A 13984-nucleotide genomic window follows, 5' to 3' on the forward strand; every position below is an offset into this window, starting at 1 on the left:
GGCCCTCAGATCCGGTAGCCGGAGCCGGGCACCGTGACGATCACCGGGGGCTCGCCGAGCTTGCGCCGCAGTGTCATGACGGTCACCCGGACGACGTTGGTGAACGGGTCGGTGTTCTCGTCCCAGGCCTTCTCCAGGAGCTGCTCGGCCGAGACGACCGCGCCCTCGCTGCGCATCAGGACCTCCAGCACCGCGAACTCCTTGGGAGCGAGCTGCACCTCCTGGTCGCCGCGGAAGACCTCGCGCCGGTTCGGGTCGAGCTTGATCCCCGCCCGTTCCAGCACGGGCGGCAGCGCGACCGTGGTGCGGCGGCCGAGGGCCCTCACCCGCGCGGTCAGCTCGCTGAAGGCGAAGGGCTTGGGCAGGTAGTCGTCCGCGCCGAGCTCCAGGCCCTCCACCCGGTCGCTGACGTCCCCGGAGGCGGTGAGCATGAGCACCCGGGTCGGCATGCCCAGCTCGACGATCCGGCGGCAGACGTCGTCGCCGTGCACCAGCGGGAGGTCCCGGTCCAGGACCACGACGTCGTAGTCGTTGACCTCGATGCGCTCCAGGGCCGCCGCGCCGTCGTACACGACATCGACGGCCATGGCCTCACGGCGCAGCCCGGTGGCCACCGCATCGGCGAGCAGCTGCTCGTCCTCCACGACGAGTACGCGCACGGCGCTTCCTTCCTTAGAACTTCACAGCAGAACGTCACAGCAGGACTTCACAGCGGATCTTCATGTCTTCACGGCAGAGCCTCGCGGCAGAGTCCCGCCGCAGGGTCCCGCCACGTTCCGCACGGACCCGCGGGGCGTCCGGACGGACCCGTGGTCCATGATCCGGACCGCGTCCCAGCACGGTCTGTGCGGCTCCATCCTGCCCGTAACGCGTATAAACCGGCGGTAAGACGGCGCTGCCCGACCTGCGGCTTCACGGAATCCGGAGGATTTCCGGGCCAGTTGAGGTTTCTCTGAGGTTCGGGCCGGGGAGGACGAATTCACACCCGCGATCACGTCTTGTATGTGGCGTGCCACAGGCACCTCCATCCCCCGGAGAGTGCGTGATCACCCGCCCTACCGCCTCGGCGGAGGGAAACCCGGGCACACCCCCGTGCCACCGACCCACGATGAGGGGGCGCTTCATGGACGCTTTCACCGCAGGTCTGCTGCAACGCATCCAGACCACCGAGTCCGACCTCACGAAGGCACGCGAAACGGGCGACGACTTCCTCGCGGACGTCGAGCAGGGCGAGCTGGACGACCTGCTCCGCCTCGCTGCCGAGCACGGTGTTCACATCGGCGCCACAAGCGTCTGAGCCGCTACGGGAAGGCCCCGCGGATGCGCGTGCGCATCCGCGGGGCCTTCCCCCGGTTCCCGTGGCGCCCCCGGCCGGCTCAGCGGCGCTCACGGGCCGTGGGCGGCCGGCTCCTCAGTCGTGCCAGGCGCCCAGTTCCTCCAGCAGTGCCTGGAGGGGCTCGAAGACCCCCGGCGCCGCGGCCACCGTCAGCCCGCCGTCGGCGGGCAGTCCGGGGCGGCCGCCCGTCAGCGCGCCCGCTTCCCGGGCGATCAGGTCTCCGGCCGCGAGGTCCCACGGGTGGAGGCCGCGCTCGTAGTAGCCGTCGAGGCGGCCGGCGGCGACGTCGCAGAGATCGATCGCCGCGGAGCCGCCGCGCCGGATGTCGCGCAGCCGCGGGATCAGGACGCGCGCCACCTCCGCCTGGTGGGCGCGTACGCCGGCGACGTAGTTGAAGCCGGTCGACACGAGCGCCTGGTCGAGCGGCGGGGCCGGCCGGCAGCGCAGCCGGGCCCCTTCGCCGAACGCCCCGCCCTTCGCGTACGCACCGCCGCCGAGGACCGCGTGATAGGTCTCCCCGCGCATCGGGACCTCCACCACGCCCACGATCCGCTCTCCGTCGCGTTCCGCCGCGACGGAGACGGCCCAGGTGGGCAGGCCGTAGAGGTAGTTCACCGTGCCGTCGAGGGGGTCGATCACCCAGCGCACTCCGCTGCTGCCCTCCGAGCTGGCCCCCTCCTCGCCGAGGAAGCCGTCGTGCGGGCGGCGCTCGGACAGGAAGCCGGTGATCAGCTGCTCGGCGGCGATGTCCATCTCGGTGACGACGTCCACCGGACTGGACTTGGTCGCGGCCACTCCCAGGTCGGCGGGGCGGCCGTCGCGCAGCAGCGCACCGGCGCGCCGGGCCACGTCGAGGGCGAGATCGAGCAGTTCGGGCAGCAGGGGGTCGGTCACGGCTCTCCCAGGGGTGAGGGTGTCGGGGCGGAACGGGCGGGCGCTACGCGTACGGGCTGTCGGCCCCCGCGGCGGCCGGTTTGGGCGCCCGGGCCGGGCAGCAGCCCACCGGGCACAGGTCGTGGCTCGCCCCGAGGCTCCCGAGGGCGCACCGCTCGCGGCCGATTCCCTGTTCGGCGGCGGCGCGCTCCAGCAGCAGGTCGCGCACGGCGGCCGCGAACCGCGGATCGGCGCCGACCGTCGCGGAGCGGCGCACGGTGAGCCCCAGCTCGGCCGCCTTCGCGGTGGCCTCCGTGTCGAGGTCGTACAGGACCTCCATGTGGTCGGAGACGAACCCGATGGGCGCCATCACCACGGCGGGGACACCGTCCCCGTGCAGCGTCTCCAGGTGGTCGCAGATGTCGGGTTCCAGCCACGGGATGTGCGGGGCGCCGCTGCGCGACTGGTAGACGAGCTGCCAGGGATACGCGACGCCGGTCCGCTCGGCGACGGCGGCCACGACGAGCCGGGCGACGTCCAGGTGCTCGGCGACGTAGGCCCCGCCGTCGCCGTGGGCCTCCACCGGGCCGGAGGTGTCCGCAGCCGACGTGGGGATGGAGTGCGTCGTGAAGGCGAGGTGCGCGCCCTCCCGTTCCTCCGGCTTCAGCCCGGCCAGCGAGTCGAGGACCCCCTCCACCATGGGCTCGACGAAGCCGGGGTGGTTGAAGTAGTGCCGCAGCTTGTCGACGCGCGGCACGGGCAGCCCCTCGGCCTCCAGCACGGCGAGCGACTCGGCGAGGTTCTCGCGGTACTGCCGGCAGCCGGAGTACGAGGCGTAGGCGCTGGTCGCCAGGACGGCGATGCGGCGGTGCCCGGCCCGGGCCATCTCGCGCAGGGTCTCGGTGAGGTAGGGCGCCCAGTTGCGGTTGCCCCAGTAGACGGGCAGGTCGAGCCCGTGCTCGGCGAAGTCCTTGCGCAGGGCGTCGAGCAGCGCCCGGTTCTGGGCGTTGATCGGGCTGACTCCGCCGAAGAGGAAGTAGTGCTTGCCGACCTCCTTCAGCCGCTCCTCGGGGATGCCCCGGCCGCGGGTCACGTTCGCCAGGAACGGAACCACGTCGTCCGGGCCTTCGGGTCCACCGAAGGAGAGCAGCAGCAGGGCGTCGTAGGGAGCGGGATCGCGCAGATCGGACATGCGTCGATCCTGCCACCCGCCCGCGGCCGGGCTCCCACCGACACCGGCCACGGCCGCCCGGGCCCGCCTTCCGGGGCACGCGGCGGCAGGCAGGCGGGGCTCCGGGTGTCCGCTGTCGGACCTGCCGGCGCACCCGTAAGCTGTATCGGCCACGTTCACCCCTGACAACGCGTGTGACCACGCCGTAGCGGAGCCCTCCTTGCCCAGTCCCTACCGCGCGATCTTCGCCGCCCCCGGCACCAAGGGGTTCTCCTCGGCCGGCTTCTTCGGCCGGATGCCGATATCGATGATGGGCATCGGCGTGGTGACCATGGTGTCCCAGCTGACCGGCCGGTACGGGCTGGCGGGCGCGCTCTCCGCGACGCTGGCCATGTCGGCCGCCGTGGTCGGACCGCAGGTCTCCAGGCTGGTGGACCGGCACGGACAGCGCCGGGTGCTGCGCCCCGTGACGCTGGTCGCGCTGGCGGCGGTGGCCGGTCTGCTGGTCTGCGCGCAGCAGCGGCTGCCCGACTGGACCCTGTTCGTCTTCGCGGCGGGGGCGGGCTGCGTGCCCAGCGTCGGGTCGATGGTCAGGGCCCGCTGGGCGGAGATCTACCGCGGCTCGGCGCAGCAGCTGCACACCGCGTACGCGTGGGAGTCGATCGTCGACGAGGTCTGCTTCATCTTCGGTCCGATCATCTCGATCGGACTGTCCACCGCCTGGTTCCCGGAGGCCGGCCCGCTGCTGGCCGCCGGTTTCCTGCTGGTCGGGGTCTTCTGGCTGACCGCGCAGCGGGCCACCGAACCGGTGCCGCACCCGCACGCCCGGCACACCACCGGTTCGGCGCTCGGTTCGCGCGGGCTCCAGGTGCTCGTGGTGACCTTCGTGGCCACCGGGGCCATCTTCGGGGCGGTCGACGTGGTGACCGTGGCCTTCGCCGAGGAGCAGGGCCACAAGGCCGCGGCGAGCCTGGTGCTCGCGGTGTACGCGCTGGGGTCCTGTCTGGCCGGCGCGGTGTTCGGCCTGCTGCGCCTCAAGGGCCGGCCGTCCACCCGGTGGCTGGTGGGGGTGGGTGCGATGGCCGTGAGTATGATCCCCCTCCAACTGGCCGGGAACCTGCCGTTCCTGGCCGTGGCGCTCTTTGTCGCGGGCCTCGCCATCGCACCGACGATGGTCACCACCATGGCCCTCGTCGAACAGCACGTACCGCGCACCAGACTGACCGAGGGCATGACCTGGACCAGTACCGGGCTCGCCGTAGGCGTGGCGCTCGGCTCCTCGGCCGCCGGCTGGGTGGTCGACGCGTCCGGGGCGGAGGCGGGGTACGCGGTGCCCGCCGTGGCGGGAGCGCTCGCGGCCGCGGTGGCGTTCCTGGGGTACCGCCGGCTCACCGGGCCGGTTCCTACGGAAGGGCGCGGGGAAGATGACCGACACCTACGCACGGACGACGACGAGCACGTGGCGTAACTGGGCGGGGAACGTCACCGCGCGTCCGGTACGGGCCGTGTCCCCCGCCTCGGTGGACGAACTCGCCGAGGCGCTGCGCCGGGCGTCGGCGGACGGGCTGAAGGTGAAGCCGGTCGGCACCGGCCACTCGTTCACCGCGACCGCGGCCACCGACGGGCTGCTGATCCGCCCCGATCTGCTGACCGGCATCCGTGAGATCGACCGTGCGGCGATGACGGTCACCGTCGAGGCCGGCACCCCCCTGAAGCGGCTCAACACCGCCCTCGCCCGCGAGGGACTCTCGCTCACCAACATGGGCGACATCATGGAGCAGACGGTCGCCGGAGCCACCTCGACGGGCACCCACGGCACCGGCCGCGACTCGGCGTCCATATCCGCCCAGATCCGCGCCCTGGAACTGGTCACCGCGGACGGCACGGTGCTGACCTGTTCGCAGACCGAGAATCCCGAGGTCTTCGCCGTCGCCCGGATCGGGCTCGGCGCGCTGGGCGTCATCACGGCGATCACCTTCGCCGTGGAGCCGGTCTTCCTGCTGACGGCCCGCGAGGAGCCGATGGCCTTCGACAGGGTCACGGCGGACTTCGACCAGCTGGTGACGGAGAACGAACACTTCGAGTTCTACTGGTTCCCGCACACGGGGAACTGCAACACCAAGCGCAACAACCGCAGCGCCGGCCCCGCGGCCCCGCCCGGCAGGGTCAGCGGCTGGATCGAGGACGAGCTCCTCTCCAACGGCGTCTTCCAGGTGGCCTGCACGCTCGGCCGGGCGGTCCCCGCCACGATCCCCTCGATCGCCAAGATCTCCAGCCGGGCCCTGTCGGCGCGTACGTACACCGACATCCCGTACAAGGTCTTCACCAGTCCGCGCCGGGTGCGGTTCGTGGAGATGGAGTACGCCCTGCCGCGCGAGGCCGCCGTGGAGGCGCTGCGCGAGGTCAGGGCGATGGTGGACCGTTCCCCGCTGCGGATCAGTTTCCCGGTGGAGGTGCGCACGGCCCCGGCGGACGACATCGCGCTCTCCACGGCGTCGGGCCGGGAGAGCGCGTACATCGCCGTCCATCTGTACCGGGGCACGCCCTACCAGGCGTACTTCACGGCGGTCGAGCGGATCATGACCGCCCACGGCGGCCGGCCGCACTGGGGCAAGGTCAACACCCGCGACGCGGAGTACCTGGCGGGGGTGTACCCGCGCTTCGGCGAGTTCACCGCCGTACGGGACCGGCTGGACCCGGACCGGCTCTTCGCCAACGACTACCTGCGCCGGATTCTCGGCGACTGACCTCCGTACCGCCGTCTGGCGGCCGGCCACGGGCCGCGGCCGCTCACTCCCCGGTGCCCGTGCCGCCGGGAGCGGGGTCCTCCTGGGCGGGGGCGCTGCCCGTACCCGTCGGGTCGGGTGCGGAGCCGGTGCTGTCGCCGCCGGCCGTCCCGCTGGGCGCGGGCGTCGGAGCCGTACCGTCCCCGGCGGAGCCGGAGGGGCTGGGTGTGGGCGTCGGCCCGGCCGTGGAGGTTGCGCCCCGGTCCGGATCCGGGGTCGCGCTCCGTCCGTCCCGCGGGTCGGCGGCGGGAGCCGTGCCGTCGTCCTCGCCTGGCTCCGTGGTGTGCTGCTGCGGGCCGGTGCCCGGGGACGGCGCCGGGCCGGAGGAGCCGTGCTCGCCGCGCACGACGGAACCGACAGTGGTGCCCCGGCCGCCGCTCAGGTCGTTGCCGGAGACCAGCTCGAACGTGGTGATCCCCGCCATCGACACGGCGAACACCACGGCGGCGCCGATGGCCGAGCGCTTCCAGCCGCGGATGCGGGTGCCGTGTGTGGTCGCCGGCGTGAACACCTCGTCCGGCGCCGGTGCCGTCAGCCGCCGGGTCCCCTCCCCCTCCCCCGCCCCCGTGGGCCGGGTGCGGTCCGGGTCGGTGCTCACCTTGCGCAGCACGGTCGTGGCGTCCACCGGCCGCAGGATCGCCGTGGCGTCGGGGTCCTTCGGGGCGCCCGCGGCGGACGCGCCGGCGGGATCCACCTGTCGCAGGACGGTCGTGGCGTCCACCGCTCGCAGCAGCGCGGTGGCGTCGGCGGATCCATGGGGCTCGCCCGGCGCCGTGGCGTCGGATACGTGGGGCGCCACCGCTCGCAGGAGCGCGGTGGCGTCGGCGGATCCATGGGGCTCGCCCGGGGCGGTCCGCGCCCCGGAGGCCGTCGACCACGCGCCCGGGTCCCCGCCGTGACGCGGCCGGCGGGCGTGCACCGTCACCTCGCGGCCCGGATGCTTCACCTGGACCGTCACCTCGCGGATCTGCTCACCGGTGCGGCGGAAGAAGTGCTGGAAGACCGAGCCGCCGCAGGTCGCCACGATGCTCATCACTCCGGCGCCGAGAATCGTCCCGTACACGCCCAGTTGGGAGGCCGCCACGGCCGCGGCGACCGCCGCCATCGCACTGCCCGCCACCTGGGGCAGGCTCAGATCTATCCGCCTTTCTCCGGGTTGTATGTCGCTTTCCGGCTTCTGCACCATTTCCAGCCCTTGATTGACATCTCTCCCACCATGCAACAAGTAGGGACATCTGAGCGAAGCGGATAGTTCCGTTTGCGGTGGTTCTGTGAAGCAGGACACGCATTGCGGGCATCCCGTCCCCAACTGGGTATCTCCACTCCCGTGCCGCACGAGAACTCGGGCGGCGCGGCGTTCCACCCCCGTGGCCCGAATGGAGTACTGTGGCGAGCCCTGGGGCCGGACTCCCGCGCGGAAGTCCGGAACCTTCGGGAGGGGGCCGAAGGAGGCACTCGATCCGGCGGCGCCGCGGCATCGCACGGGGGCCAGCTACGAAGAGTGACGATCGGTTACTTTACGTTGCGCAAGAGGTCACCGTGTCATACCGGCGATCAAGGGCTCACGCCCGACACGCCGGGCAACACGGCAATGTTGTGGCAGGCTGCACCCGGGCAGGTCACACTCGACTAGCGGAAGCAGCGACGCACGTGACGTCGGCAGGCACCACCCGGGAGGTCCCCATGCCCGAACTGCGTGTCGTGGCCGTCTCCAATGACGGCACACGACTGGTGCTCAAGGCTGCCGACAGCACGGAGTACACGCTTCCGATCGACGAGCGGCTGCGCGCCGCCGTGCGCAACGACCGTGCGCGGCTCGGCCAGATCGAGATCGAGGTGGAGAGCCACCTCCGCCCTCGCGACATCCAGGCACGGATACGAGCCGGCGCCTCCGCGGAGGAGGTCGCCCAGTTCGCCGGGATCCCGGTCGACCGCGTCCGCCGATTCGAGGGCCCCGTGCTCGCGGAGCGCGCCTTCATGGCCGAGCGGGCCCGGAAGACCCCGGTGCGCCGTCCCGGCGAGAACACCGGCCCCCAGCTCGGCGAGGCGGTGCAGGAGCGCCTCCTGCTGCGCGGCGCCGACAAGGAAACCGTCCAGTGGGACTCCTGGCGCCGCGACGACGGCACCTGGGAGGTCCTCCTGGTGTACCGGGTCGCCGGCGAGCCCCACTCGGCCAGCTGGACCTACGACCCGCCGCGTCGGCTGGTCCAGGCCGTCGACGACGAGGCACGCTCGCTGATCGGCGAGACCGACGACGTCGCCGCGCCCGAGCCCAGTTTCCCCTTCGTCCCCCGGATCGCCCGGCTGCCGCGCGACCGGCCGCTGGACCGCGCCCTGGACCGGCAGATGGAGCGCCCCGCGCCGCCTCCGCCGCCGGAGCCGGAGGAGCGCATCGGCGGGGTCACCGCGAGCGAGCGCGATTCGCTCACCAGCCTGCTGGAGGCGGTTCCGAGCTTCCGCGGCGACATGGTCGTACCGGAAAGGCCCGCACCGCCCGAGCCCCCGGCGCTCGAACCCGCCGCCCCCGAGCCGGAGGTGGAGGAGCCGCCGGCCCCCGCGGCCTCGGCGGGCGCGGGTGCCGCCTACGCCGACGTCCTGATGCCGCGCGCGGTCGCGGGTCACCGCGACCGGCTCACCGGGACGACGGACCGTCAGGCCGAGGCGGACGGGGTCCGGCCCGGCCGGCGGGCCGCGGTGCCGAGCTGGGACGAGATCGTCTTCGGCACCCGCCGCAAGAAGCAGGACTGAGAGAGTCCGGGTGGCAGCAGCATGACGAGGGCCCGTACGCAGTCGCGTACGGGCCCTCGTGCGCTGCGGCGGGACGGGCCCGGACCGGCGGCCCCTCCGTTACCGCGGTTCGGGGCCGGTCGCGACCGGACGGGACTCGTCGCGCGTCCAGTGCGACCAGGAACCCGCGTAGAGGGCGGCGTCCGGGAACCCGGCGAGCTCCAGTGCCAGCACCTGGTGGGCGCCGGACACCCCCGACCCGCAGTAGACGCCGACCTCCCGGGCGCCCTCGGCGGCGCCCAGTTCGGTGAACCGGGAAGCCAGCACTCCGGCGGGGAGGAACCGTCCGTCCGCGCCGACGTTCTCCCCCGTGGGGGCCGACACCGCTCCCGGGATGTGGCCGCCCACCCGGTCGATCGGCTCCACGTCGCCCCGGTAGCGCTCCGCGGCCCGCGCGTCGAGCAGCAGGCCCGAGCGGGCCAGGGCCGCCGCGCCGTCCGCGTCCAGCAGGGGCAACGCGCCGGGGGCGGGGACGAAGTCCCCCTCCGCGGGGCTCGGAATCTCCTTCGTCAGCTCCCCGGTCCAGGCCGCGAGACCGCCGTCCAGCACGCGGACATCCCGGTGCCCCGTCCAGCGCAGCAGCCACCAGGCCCGCGCCGCCGCCCAGCCCTGGCCGCCGTCGTACACGACCACCGAGCTGTCCCGGCCGACGCCGGCACGGCGCATCACGGCACCGAATTCCACCGGATCGGGCAGCGGGTGGCGTCCGCCCTCACCGGCCGGACCGGCGAGCTCCGCCTCCAGATCGACGAAGACGGCGCCGGGGATGTGCCCGGCCTCGTAGTCGGGCCGGCCAGGAGGGCCGCCCAGCTGCCAACGGACGTCCAGGAGGACCGGCGGACGCGGCCCCGCCGACTCGCTCACGTATTCGGATGCGGAGATGATGGGCTTCATGCTTGCCATCCTCGCGCAGAGGCCTGCGCACGCGTAACGACCCCGAAACGGATGTTCCACCACAAACCGGACCTCCTCCGTCGAGATCCCGGAAAATGCGGCGCGGCCGGGACGCATCCCGCGCCGGGTGGTGCAAGCATCTGCACGGGGCGTACACATCCCGTACCGCACAACGGCGCGCCGGCCCCGTTTCCCCCGTACGGCCACCACGATGGTCCGAGGAGAGTGTGACGATGACCGAGGCTGCCGCCCGGCGTACACCCGGAACACCTTGCTGGGTGAGTCTGCTCGTGCACGGCCTGCACACGACCCAGGAGTTCTACGCCGGTCTGTTCGGCTGGGAGTTCGCCCCCGGCCCCGAGCAGCTCGGCCCCTACGTCCGGGCACTGGTCGACGGCAGGGAGGTCGCGGGCATCGGACAGCTGCCGCCCGACCGGCATCTCCCGGTCGCCTGGACGACCTATCTGGCCACCGACGACGCCGATGTGACGGCGGAGACGATCCGCGCCTGCGGCGGCACGGTCGGCGTCGGCCCGCTCGACGCCGGGGAGGCGGGCCGGATGGCCATCGCGTCCGACCCCGGCGGGGCCGTGTTCGGCATCTGGCAGGCCGCCGCGCACGTCGGCACCGCGCTGGCGGGCGCGCCGGGCACCCCGGTCTGGAACGAGCTGGTGACGCGGGAGACCTCGACGGTCGCCAAGTTCTACCAGGCGGTCTTCGGCTACGGCACCGAGGCGGTCGTCTCGGCCGACTTCGACTACCAGACCCTCCAGCTGGACGACCGCCCGGTGGCCTCGCTGCACGGTGTCGGCCACGCCCTGCCCCGCGACCGGGGCCCGCACTGGATGACGCACTTCGAGGTCGCCGACACGGACGAGGCCGCACGGCGGGTGGTGGAACTCGGCGGACACGTCCTGCAGCCGCCCAGGGAGGGAGCCGGCGGCCGGATGGCCACCGTCGCGGACCCGGAGGGCGCGACGTTCAGGATCGTGCGGTCGGCGGGGCGGTGAGGCGTTGCGTCCACCCGGCCTTCCACGCGTTGCCGTCGGCCGGCGGCGGTGCGTAACCCTCGTTTACGTACGGGCGGGGGCAGTTGACGTACCGACTGCCCGAGCTGCCGGCCGTAGCCTTCGAGGGACCTGGCGAACCGGGCGTGGAAGGCAGGCCTCTGGCGCATGGAACTTCACCGATTTCTCCCCGTGCAGCTCGCCCACACCGCGGCGCGCTCGCAACGGTGGCCCTGCGGGCAGCCGCGGGGCGGAGCGCGGCCAGGTGGGGGCCGCTGCCCGCGGTCATCGGGGAGGTGACGGTGGGGTTGCTGGTGGGGCCGGCTGTGCCCGCGCTGTTCGGCAGCGTGTTCTTCGAGGTGGTGCTGCCGGACTCGGTGCTGGGCCGTCTCAAGGTGGTCGGGCAGGCCGGCCTCGTGCTCCTCCTGGTGGGGCTGACGCACAGACTCCGGTCCGATGGGCGGCTGTCGTCCCGCCGGGCACTGTCCGCACTGGTCGGCGGGGCACTCGTACCGGCCCTGGCGGCGGGGGCGAACGAGCGGGGCCGGTCGGTCAGTTGCGGGTCCGGGCCCGGCGGCCGAACGCGAAGTAGAGGCCCAGCAGCACAGCGCCCACCACGGCGACGACAGCCGTGACCTTGCTCTCCGCCAGCGCGCCGACCACGATGACGACCAAGGCATAGAGGACGGGGAAGATCACGTTCGGGTTGGTGACTGCGGTCTGCGGTCGTTCGCTCATGGCGGTGTCCTCTGCTCACTTGTCGGCACGCCGTGCGTGTGGCAAGTGCGGCGTGTGAGGTGCTGAAACTCGCGTGATCATGACATCGCGGTCCGTGGGGCCGGTGGCACTTTGCGATCTCGTTGCCCAGGGCGCTCGCGCGGAACGGCCGGGAAGGCGAGGGCGACGGAACCCCGCCGAAGGACGATGGGGGGGCCGGCCAGCCGGGCGATCGGCCCGTCGGTTTCCGCGAGCAGCCGCTCGTACGTGCCCTGCTGGACGATCCTGCCGTCTCCCATGACCACGACGTGGTCCTCGTCCATCGCGACCGCGGGCGGTCAGTAGTCCTCCCACTCGTCCAGCACGTACTCCAGCACGGCGGGGTCCATCAGCGTGCTCGGCCGTACGTCCTGGCGGCGACGGTCCACGGGGAACACCGAGGCGGCCTTCAGGACCGCGTCGTCCAGGTAGTGCAGGCGCGGGGCCCTCGATGCCAGCCGCAGCGGCGGAGGCGGGCCGCCGCCCCGGGTGGCCAGGACGAAGCCCCAGTTGCCGAAGCTCGGCACGTCGACCTGGAACTCGGTGGTCGCGTAGCCCGCCGTCCCGATCGTCTTGGCGATCGACCAGAACGTCTTCGGCGCGAAGAACGGTGACCCGCTCTGCACCATCACCCGGCTCCGCGGCGTCAGCACCTGGCCGAGGAGGTGGTAGAACTCCACCGAGTACAGCTTGGCCAGCGCCGCCGAATCCGGGTCGGGGAAGTCGATGACGACCGCGTCGTACCGCTGCCGGGCCCCGCGCAGCCAGTTGAAGGCGTCGGCGTTGACCACCTTGACCCTCGGATCCTCGAACGCGTGCTGGTTGAGGTCGCGCAGGGGCTCGAAGTCGCGCGCGAGCCGGGTCATCGCCGGATCCAGTTCTACGAGAGTGACGTGCCGCACGTCGTCGTAGCGCAGCACCTCGCGCAGGGCGAGCCCGTCCCCGCCCCCCATGATCAGCACGCTGGCGCGGGAGCCGGCGAGCGCGGGGTGGACGAGGGACTCGTGGTAGCGGTACTCGTCGACGGAGCTGAACTGGAGATCGCCGTTGAGGAAGAGGCGGATATCCGGTTCGCCGGTGAAGGCGGTGGAGCGGGTGACGACGATCTCCTGGTACGGCGTCGTCTCCGCGTGCACGATCGGGTCCCGGTACATCTGCTGACGCGCGGTCACCTCCAGGTCCTCCGCGAGCGCGTACGCCGTCCCGAGCACGGCCAGGACCACCGCGACGCCGGCCAGCAGGGCGTGGCGCACCCAGCGCCGGATCTGCCGGCGGAAGATGAACACCACCACGATGACACCGGCCACCGCGTTGACCGCGCCGACCACCAGCGCACCCTTCAGCTGGCCGAACGTCGGCAGGAGCCACAGCGGGAAACCCAGGCCCCCCACCAGCGCCCCGATGTAGTCGACGGCGAACAGGTCGGCGACAGCGCTGCCCGCCTCCTGCCGCCGGATCCGCTGGAGCATGGTCATCAGCAGCGGGATCTCGGCGCCGATCAGCAGGCCGACGGCCACGGCGACCACGATCATCGCCGGCGTGTACACCTGGAGCCAGGCGAACGCCGCGTACAGGACCAGCACCGACAGCCCGCCGACCAGCGCCAGCACACCCTCCACGAGCGCGAACGCGCCCACCGCGCGGCGGCGCAGGGGTTTGGCGGCCAGGGAGCCCAGCCCCATGGCGCACACCATCACGGAGATCACCACGGAGGTCTGGAGCACCGAGTTGCCGATGAGGTAGCTGCCCAGCGCGGTCAGGGCCAGCTCGTAGACCAGGCCGCAGGCCGCGCAGAGGAACACGGCGAACAGCAGCAGGGTGCGGGCTCCCCGGGTGTGCCGGACGGCCGGAGGGCGGGAGGGCGTCGCCGTGGTCTCGCGACCCGGCGCGGTGGTGGTGCTCATCGAGGGGCGCCTTTTACGAGATCGCCGCGCCGACCATGAACCCGGTACCCAGGTACATGCCGGCCTGGACCCAGGCGGCGGGGTGCGGACGGCCGTCCTGGTCGTCCAGGACCACCGCACCCATCTGGCCCGGCGTGAACACGCCGATCACGATGCCGACGACGGTCATCACCAGTACCCCGGCCAGGCCGTACAGCAGCGTGCTGGCCAGCCCGTAGCCGAGGCCCTGCTCGGACTCGCTGGCCCCGATGGCCTTCATGATGACCAGGCCCACGGCCACGGACTGGCTGCCCAGCAGAACGGCTGCGCCGCGGTTCCGGTCGGTCCAAACCACGTGGTAGAGCTTGCCCGGGGTGACGAGGTCGAGGGCTATGAAGCCGACGGCCATCACGACGAGGCCCGCGATTCCGTAGAGCAGGGCCTGGCCTGTCGACTCGAAGATCTCGGTCACTGCGTTGCCTTTCCTGGCG

Annotated in this window: 13 protein-coding genes; 5 read left to right on the forward strand and 8 right to left on the reverse strand. The window is 72.7% G+C overall.

Features of this window, described 5'->3' with window-relative positions; all coding sequences use genetic code 11:
* Positions 1 to 5: 5 nt before the first annotated feature.
* On the reverse strand, positions 6 to 659 hold the full coding sequence (locus E6R60_RS19195) for a response regulator transcription factor (RefSeq protein WP_018551468.1): 654 nt from the start codon (positions 657 to 659) through the stop codon (positions 6 to 8).
* Between the two features lie 464 nt (positions 660 to 1123).
* Between E6R60_RS19195 and E6R60_RS36770 the strand changes: the two genes are divergently transcribed.
* Positions 1124 to 1297, forward strand: coding sequence for a hypothetical protein (locus tag E6R60_RS36770; protein WP_168713644.1), 174 nt, complete (start codon positions 1124 to 1126; stop codon positions 1295 to 1297).
* 114 nt (positions 1298 to 1411) lie between these two features.
* Here E6R60_RS36770 and E6R60_RS19200 read toward each other — a convergent pair whose 3' ends face one another.
* Both E6R60_RS19200 and E6R60_RS19205 read right to left on the reverse strand, forming a co-directional pair.
* Entirely contained in the window at positions 1412 to 2230 is an 819-nt protein-coding gene (locus E6R60_RS19200) for an inositol monophosphatase family protein (RefSeq protein ID WP_136327820.1), read from the reverse strand.
* Between the two features lie 43 nt (positions 2231 to 2273).
* A complete protein-coding gene (locus E6R60_RS19205; RefSeq protein ID WP_136327821.1) occupies positions 2274 to 3401 on the reverse strand; it encodes a ferrochelatase in 1128 nt (375 codons plus the stop codon).
* A gap of 199 nt (positions 3402 to 3600) precedes the next feature.
* On the opposite strand from E6R60_RS19205, the gene E6R60_RS19210 reads away from it, so the two are divergent.
* Together E6R60_RS19210 and E6R60_RS19215 are read left to right on the forward strand one after the other, a co-directional pair.
* Complete coding sequence (locus tag E6R60_RS19210; protein ID WP_136327822.1) at positions 3601 to 4848, forward strand: MFS transporter; 1248 nt, start codon at positions 3601 to 3603, stop codon at positions 4846 to 4848.
* Complete coding sequence (locus tag E6R60_RS19215) at positions 4805 to 6127, forward strand: D-arabinono-1,4-lactone oxidase (protein ID WP_136327823.1); 1323 nt, start codon at positions 4805 to 4807, stop codon at positions 6125 to 6127. The genes E6R60_RS19210 and E6R60_RS19215 overlap by 44 nt, the downstream gene beginning before the upstream one ends.
* A 43-nt stretch (positions 6128 to 6170) precedes the next feature.
* Here E6R60_RS19215 and E6R60_RS19220 read toward each other — a convergent pair whose 3' ends face one another.
* Positions 6171 to 7352 (reverse strand): hypothetical protein, encoded by a 1182-nt coding sequence (locus E6R60_RS19220; RefSeq protein ID WP_136327824.1) that lies wholly within the window; start codon positions 7350 to 7352, stop codon positions 6171 to 6173.
* A 497-nt stretch (positions 7353 to 7849) separates the two neighbouring features.
* On the opposite strand from E6R60_RS19220, the gene sepH reads away from it, so the two are divergent.
* Positions 7850 to 8914 carry a septation protein SepH gene (sepH, locus tag E6R60_RS19225; protein WP_136327825.1) on the forward strand — a complete coding sequence of 355 codons (1065 nt, stop codon included), beginning with the start codon at positions 7850 to 7852 and terminating at the stop codon, positions 8912 to 8914.
* A 99-nt stretch (positions 8915 to 9013) separates the two neighbouring features.
* Here the strand turns inward: sepH and E6R60_RS19230 are convergent, their stop codons facing one another.
* Entirely contained in the window at positions 9014 to 9847 is an 834-nt protein-coding gene (locus E6R60_RS19230; protein ID WP_136327826.1) for a sulfurtransferase, read from the reverse strand.
* A gap of 233 nt (positions 9848 to 10080) precedes the next feature.
* Between E6R60_RS19230 and E6R60_RS19235 the strand changes: the two genes are divergently transcribed.
* Positions 10081 to 10857 carry a VOC family protein gene (locus tag E6R60_RS19235; RefSeq protein ID WP_206309455.1) on the forward strand — a complete coding sequence of 259 codons (777 nt, stop codon included), beginning with the start codon at positions 10081 to 10083 and terminating at the stop codon, positions 10855 to 10857.
* Between the two features lie 549 nt (positions 10858 to 11406).
* On the opposite strand, the gene E6R60_RS19240 is transcribed toward E6R60_RS19235, so the two are convergent.
* From E6R60_RS19240 to E6R60_RS19250, 3 genes are all read right to left on the reverse strand, one after another.
* Positions 11407 to 11592 (reverse strand): hypothetical protein, encoded by a 186-nt coding sequence (locus E6R60_RS19240; protein WP_136327827.1) that lies wholly within the window; start codon positions 11590 to 11592, stop codon positions 11407 to 11409.
* A 317-nt stretch (positions 11593 to 11909) separates the two neighbouring features.
* A complete protein-coding gene (locus E6R60_RS19245) occupies positions 11910 to 13514 on the reverse strand; it encodes a polyamine aminopropyltransferase (RefSeq protein WP_136327828.1) in 1605 nt (534 codons plus the stop codon).
* 13 nt (positions 13515 to 13527) lie between these two features.
* Positions 13528 to 13965, reverse strand: a complete 438-nt coding sequence (locus tag E6R60_RS19250; RefSeq protein WP_136327829.1) for a DUF350 domain-containing protein — start codon at positions 13963 to 13965, stop codon at positions 13528 to 13530.
* Positions 13966 to 13984: the final 19 nt, after the last annotated feature.

The organism is Streptomyces sp. A0642 (assembly GCF_004795105.1).
In the GTDB taxonomy this organism is placed as follows: Bacteria; Actinomycetota; Actinomycetes; order Streptomycetales; family Streptomycetaceae; genus Streptomyces.

Coding starts and splice junctions, on each gene's coding strand:
- E6R60_RS36770 (WP_168713644.1), top strand. CDS start 1,124: ATGGACGCTTTCACCGCAGGTCTGCTGCAACGCATCCAGACCACCGAG.
- E6R60_RS19205 (WP_136327821.1), bottom strand. CDS start 3,401: ATGTCCGATCTGCGCGATCCCGCTCCCTACGACGCCCTGCTGCTGCTC.
- E6R60_RS19220 (WP_136327824.1), bottom strand. CDS start 7,352: ATGGTGCAGAAGCCGGAAAGCGACATACAACCCGGAGAAAGGCGGATA.
- E6R60_RS19240 (WP_136327827.1), bottom strand. CDS start 11,592: ATGAGCGAACGACCGCAGACCGCAGTCACCAACCCGAACGTGATCTTC.
- sepH (WP_136327825.1), top strand. CDS start 7,850: ATGCCCGAACTGCGTGTCGTGGCCGTCTCCAATGACGGCACACGACTG.
- E6R60_RS19235 (WP_206309455.1), top strand. CDS start 10,081: ATGACCGAGGCTGCCGCCCGGCGTACACCCGGAACACCTTGCTGGGTG.
- E6R60_RS19230 (WP_136327826.1), bottom strand. CDS start 9,847: ATGAAGCCCATCATCTCCGCATCCGAATACGTGAGCGAGTCGGCGGGG.
- E6R60_RS19215 (WP_136327823.1), top strand. CDS start 4,805: ATGACCGACACCTACGCACGGACGACGACGAGCACGTGGCGTAACTGG.
- E6R60_RS19245 (WP_136327828.1), bottom strand. CDS start 13,514: ATGAGCACCACCACCGCGCCGGGTCGCGAGACCACGGCGACGCCCTCC.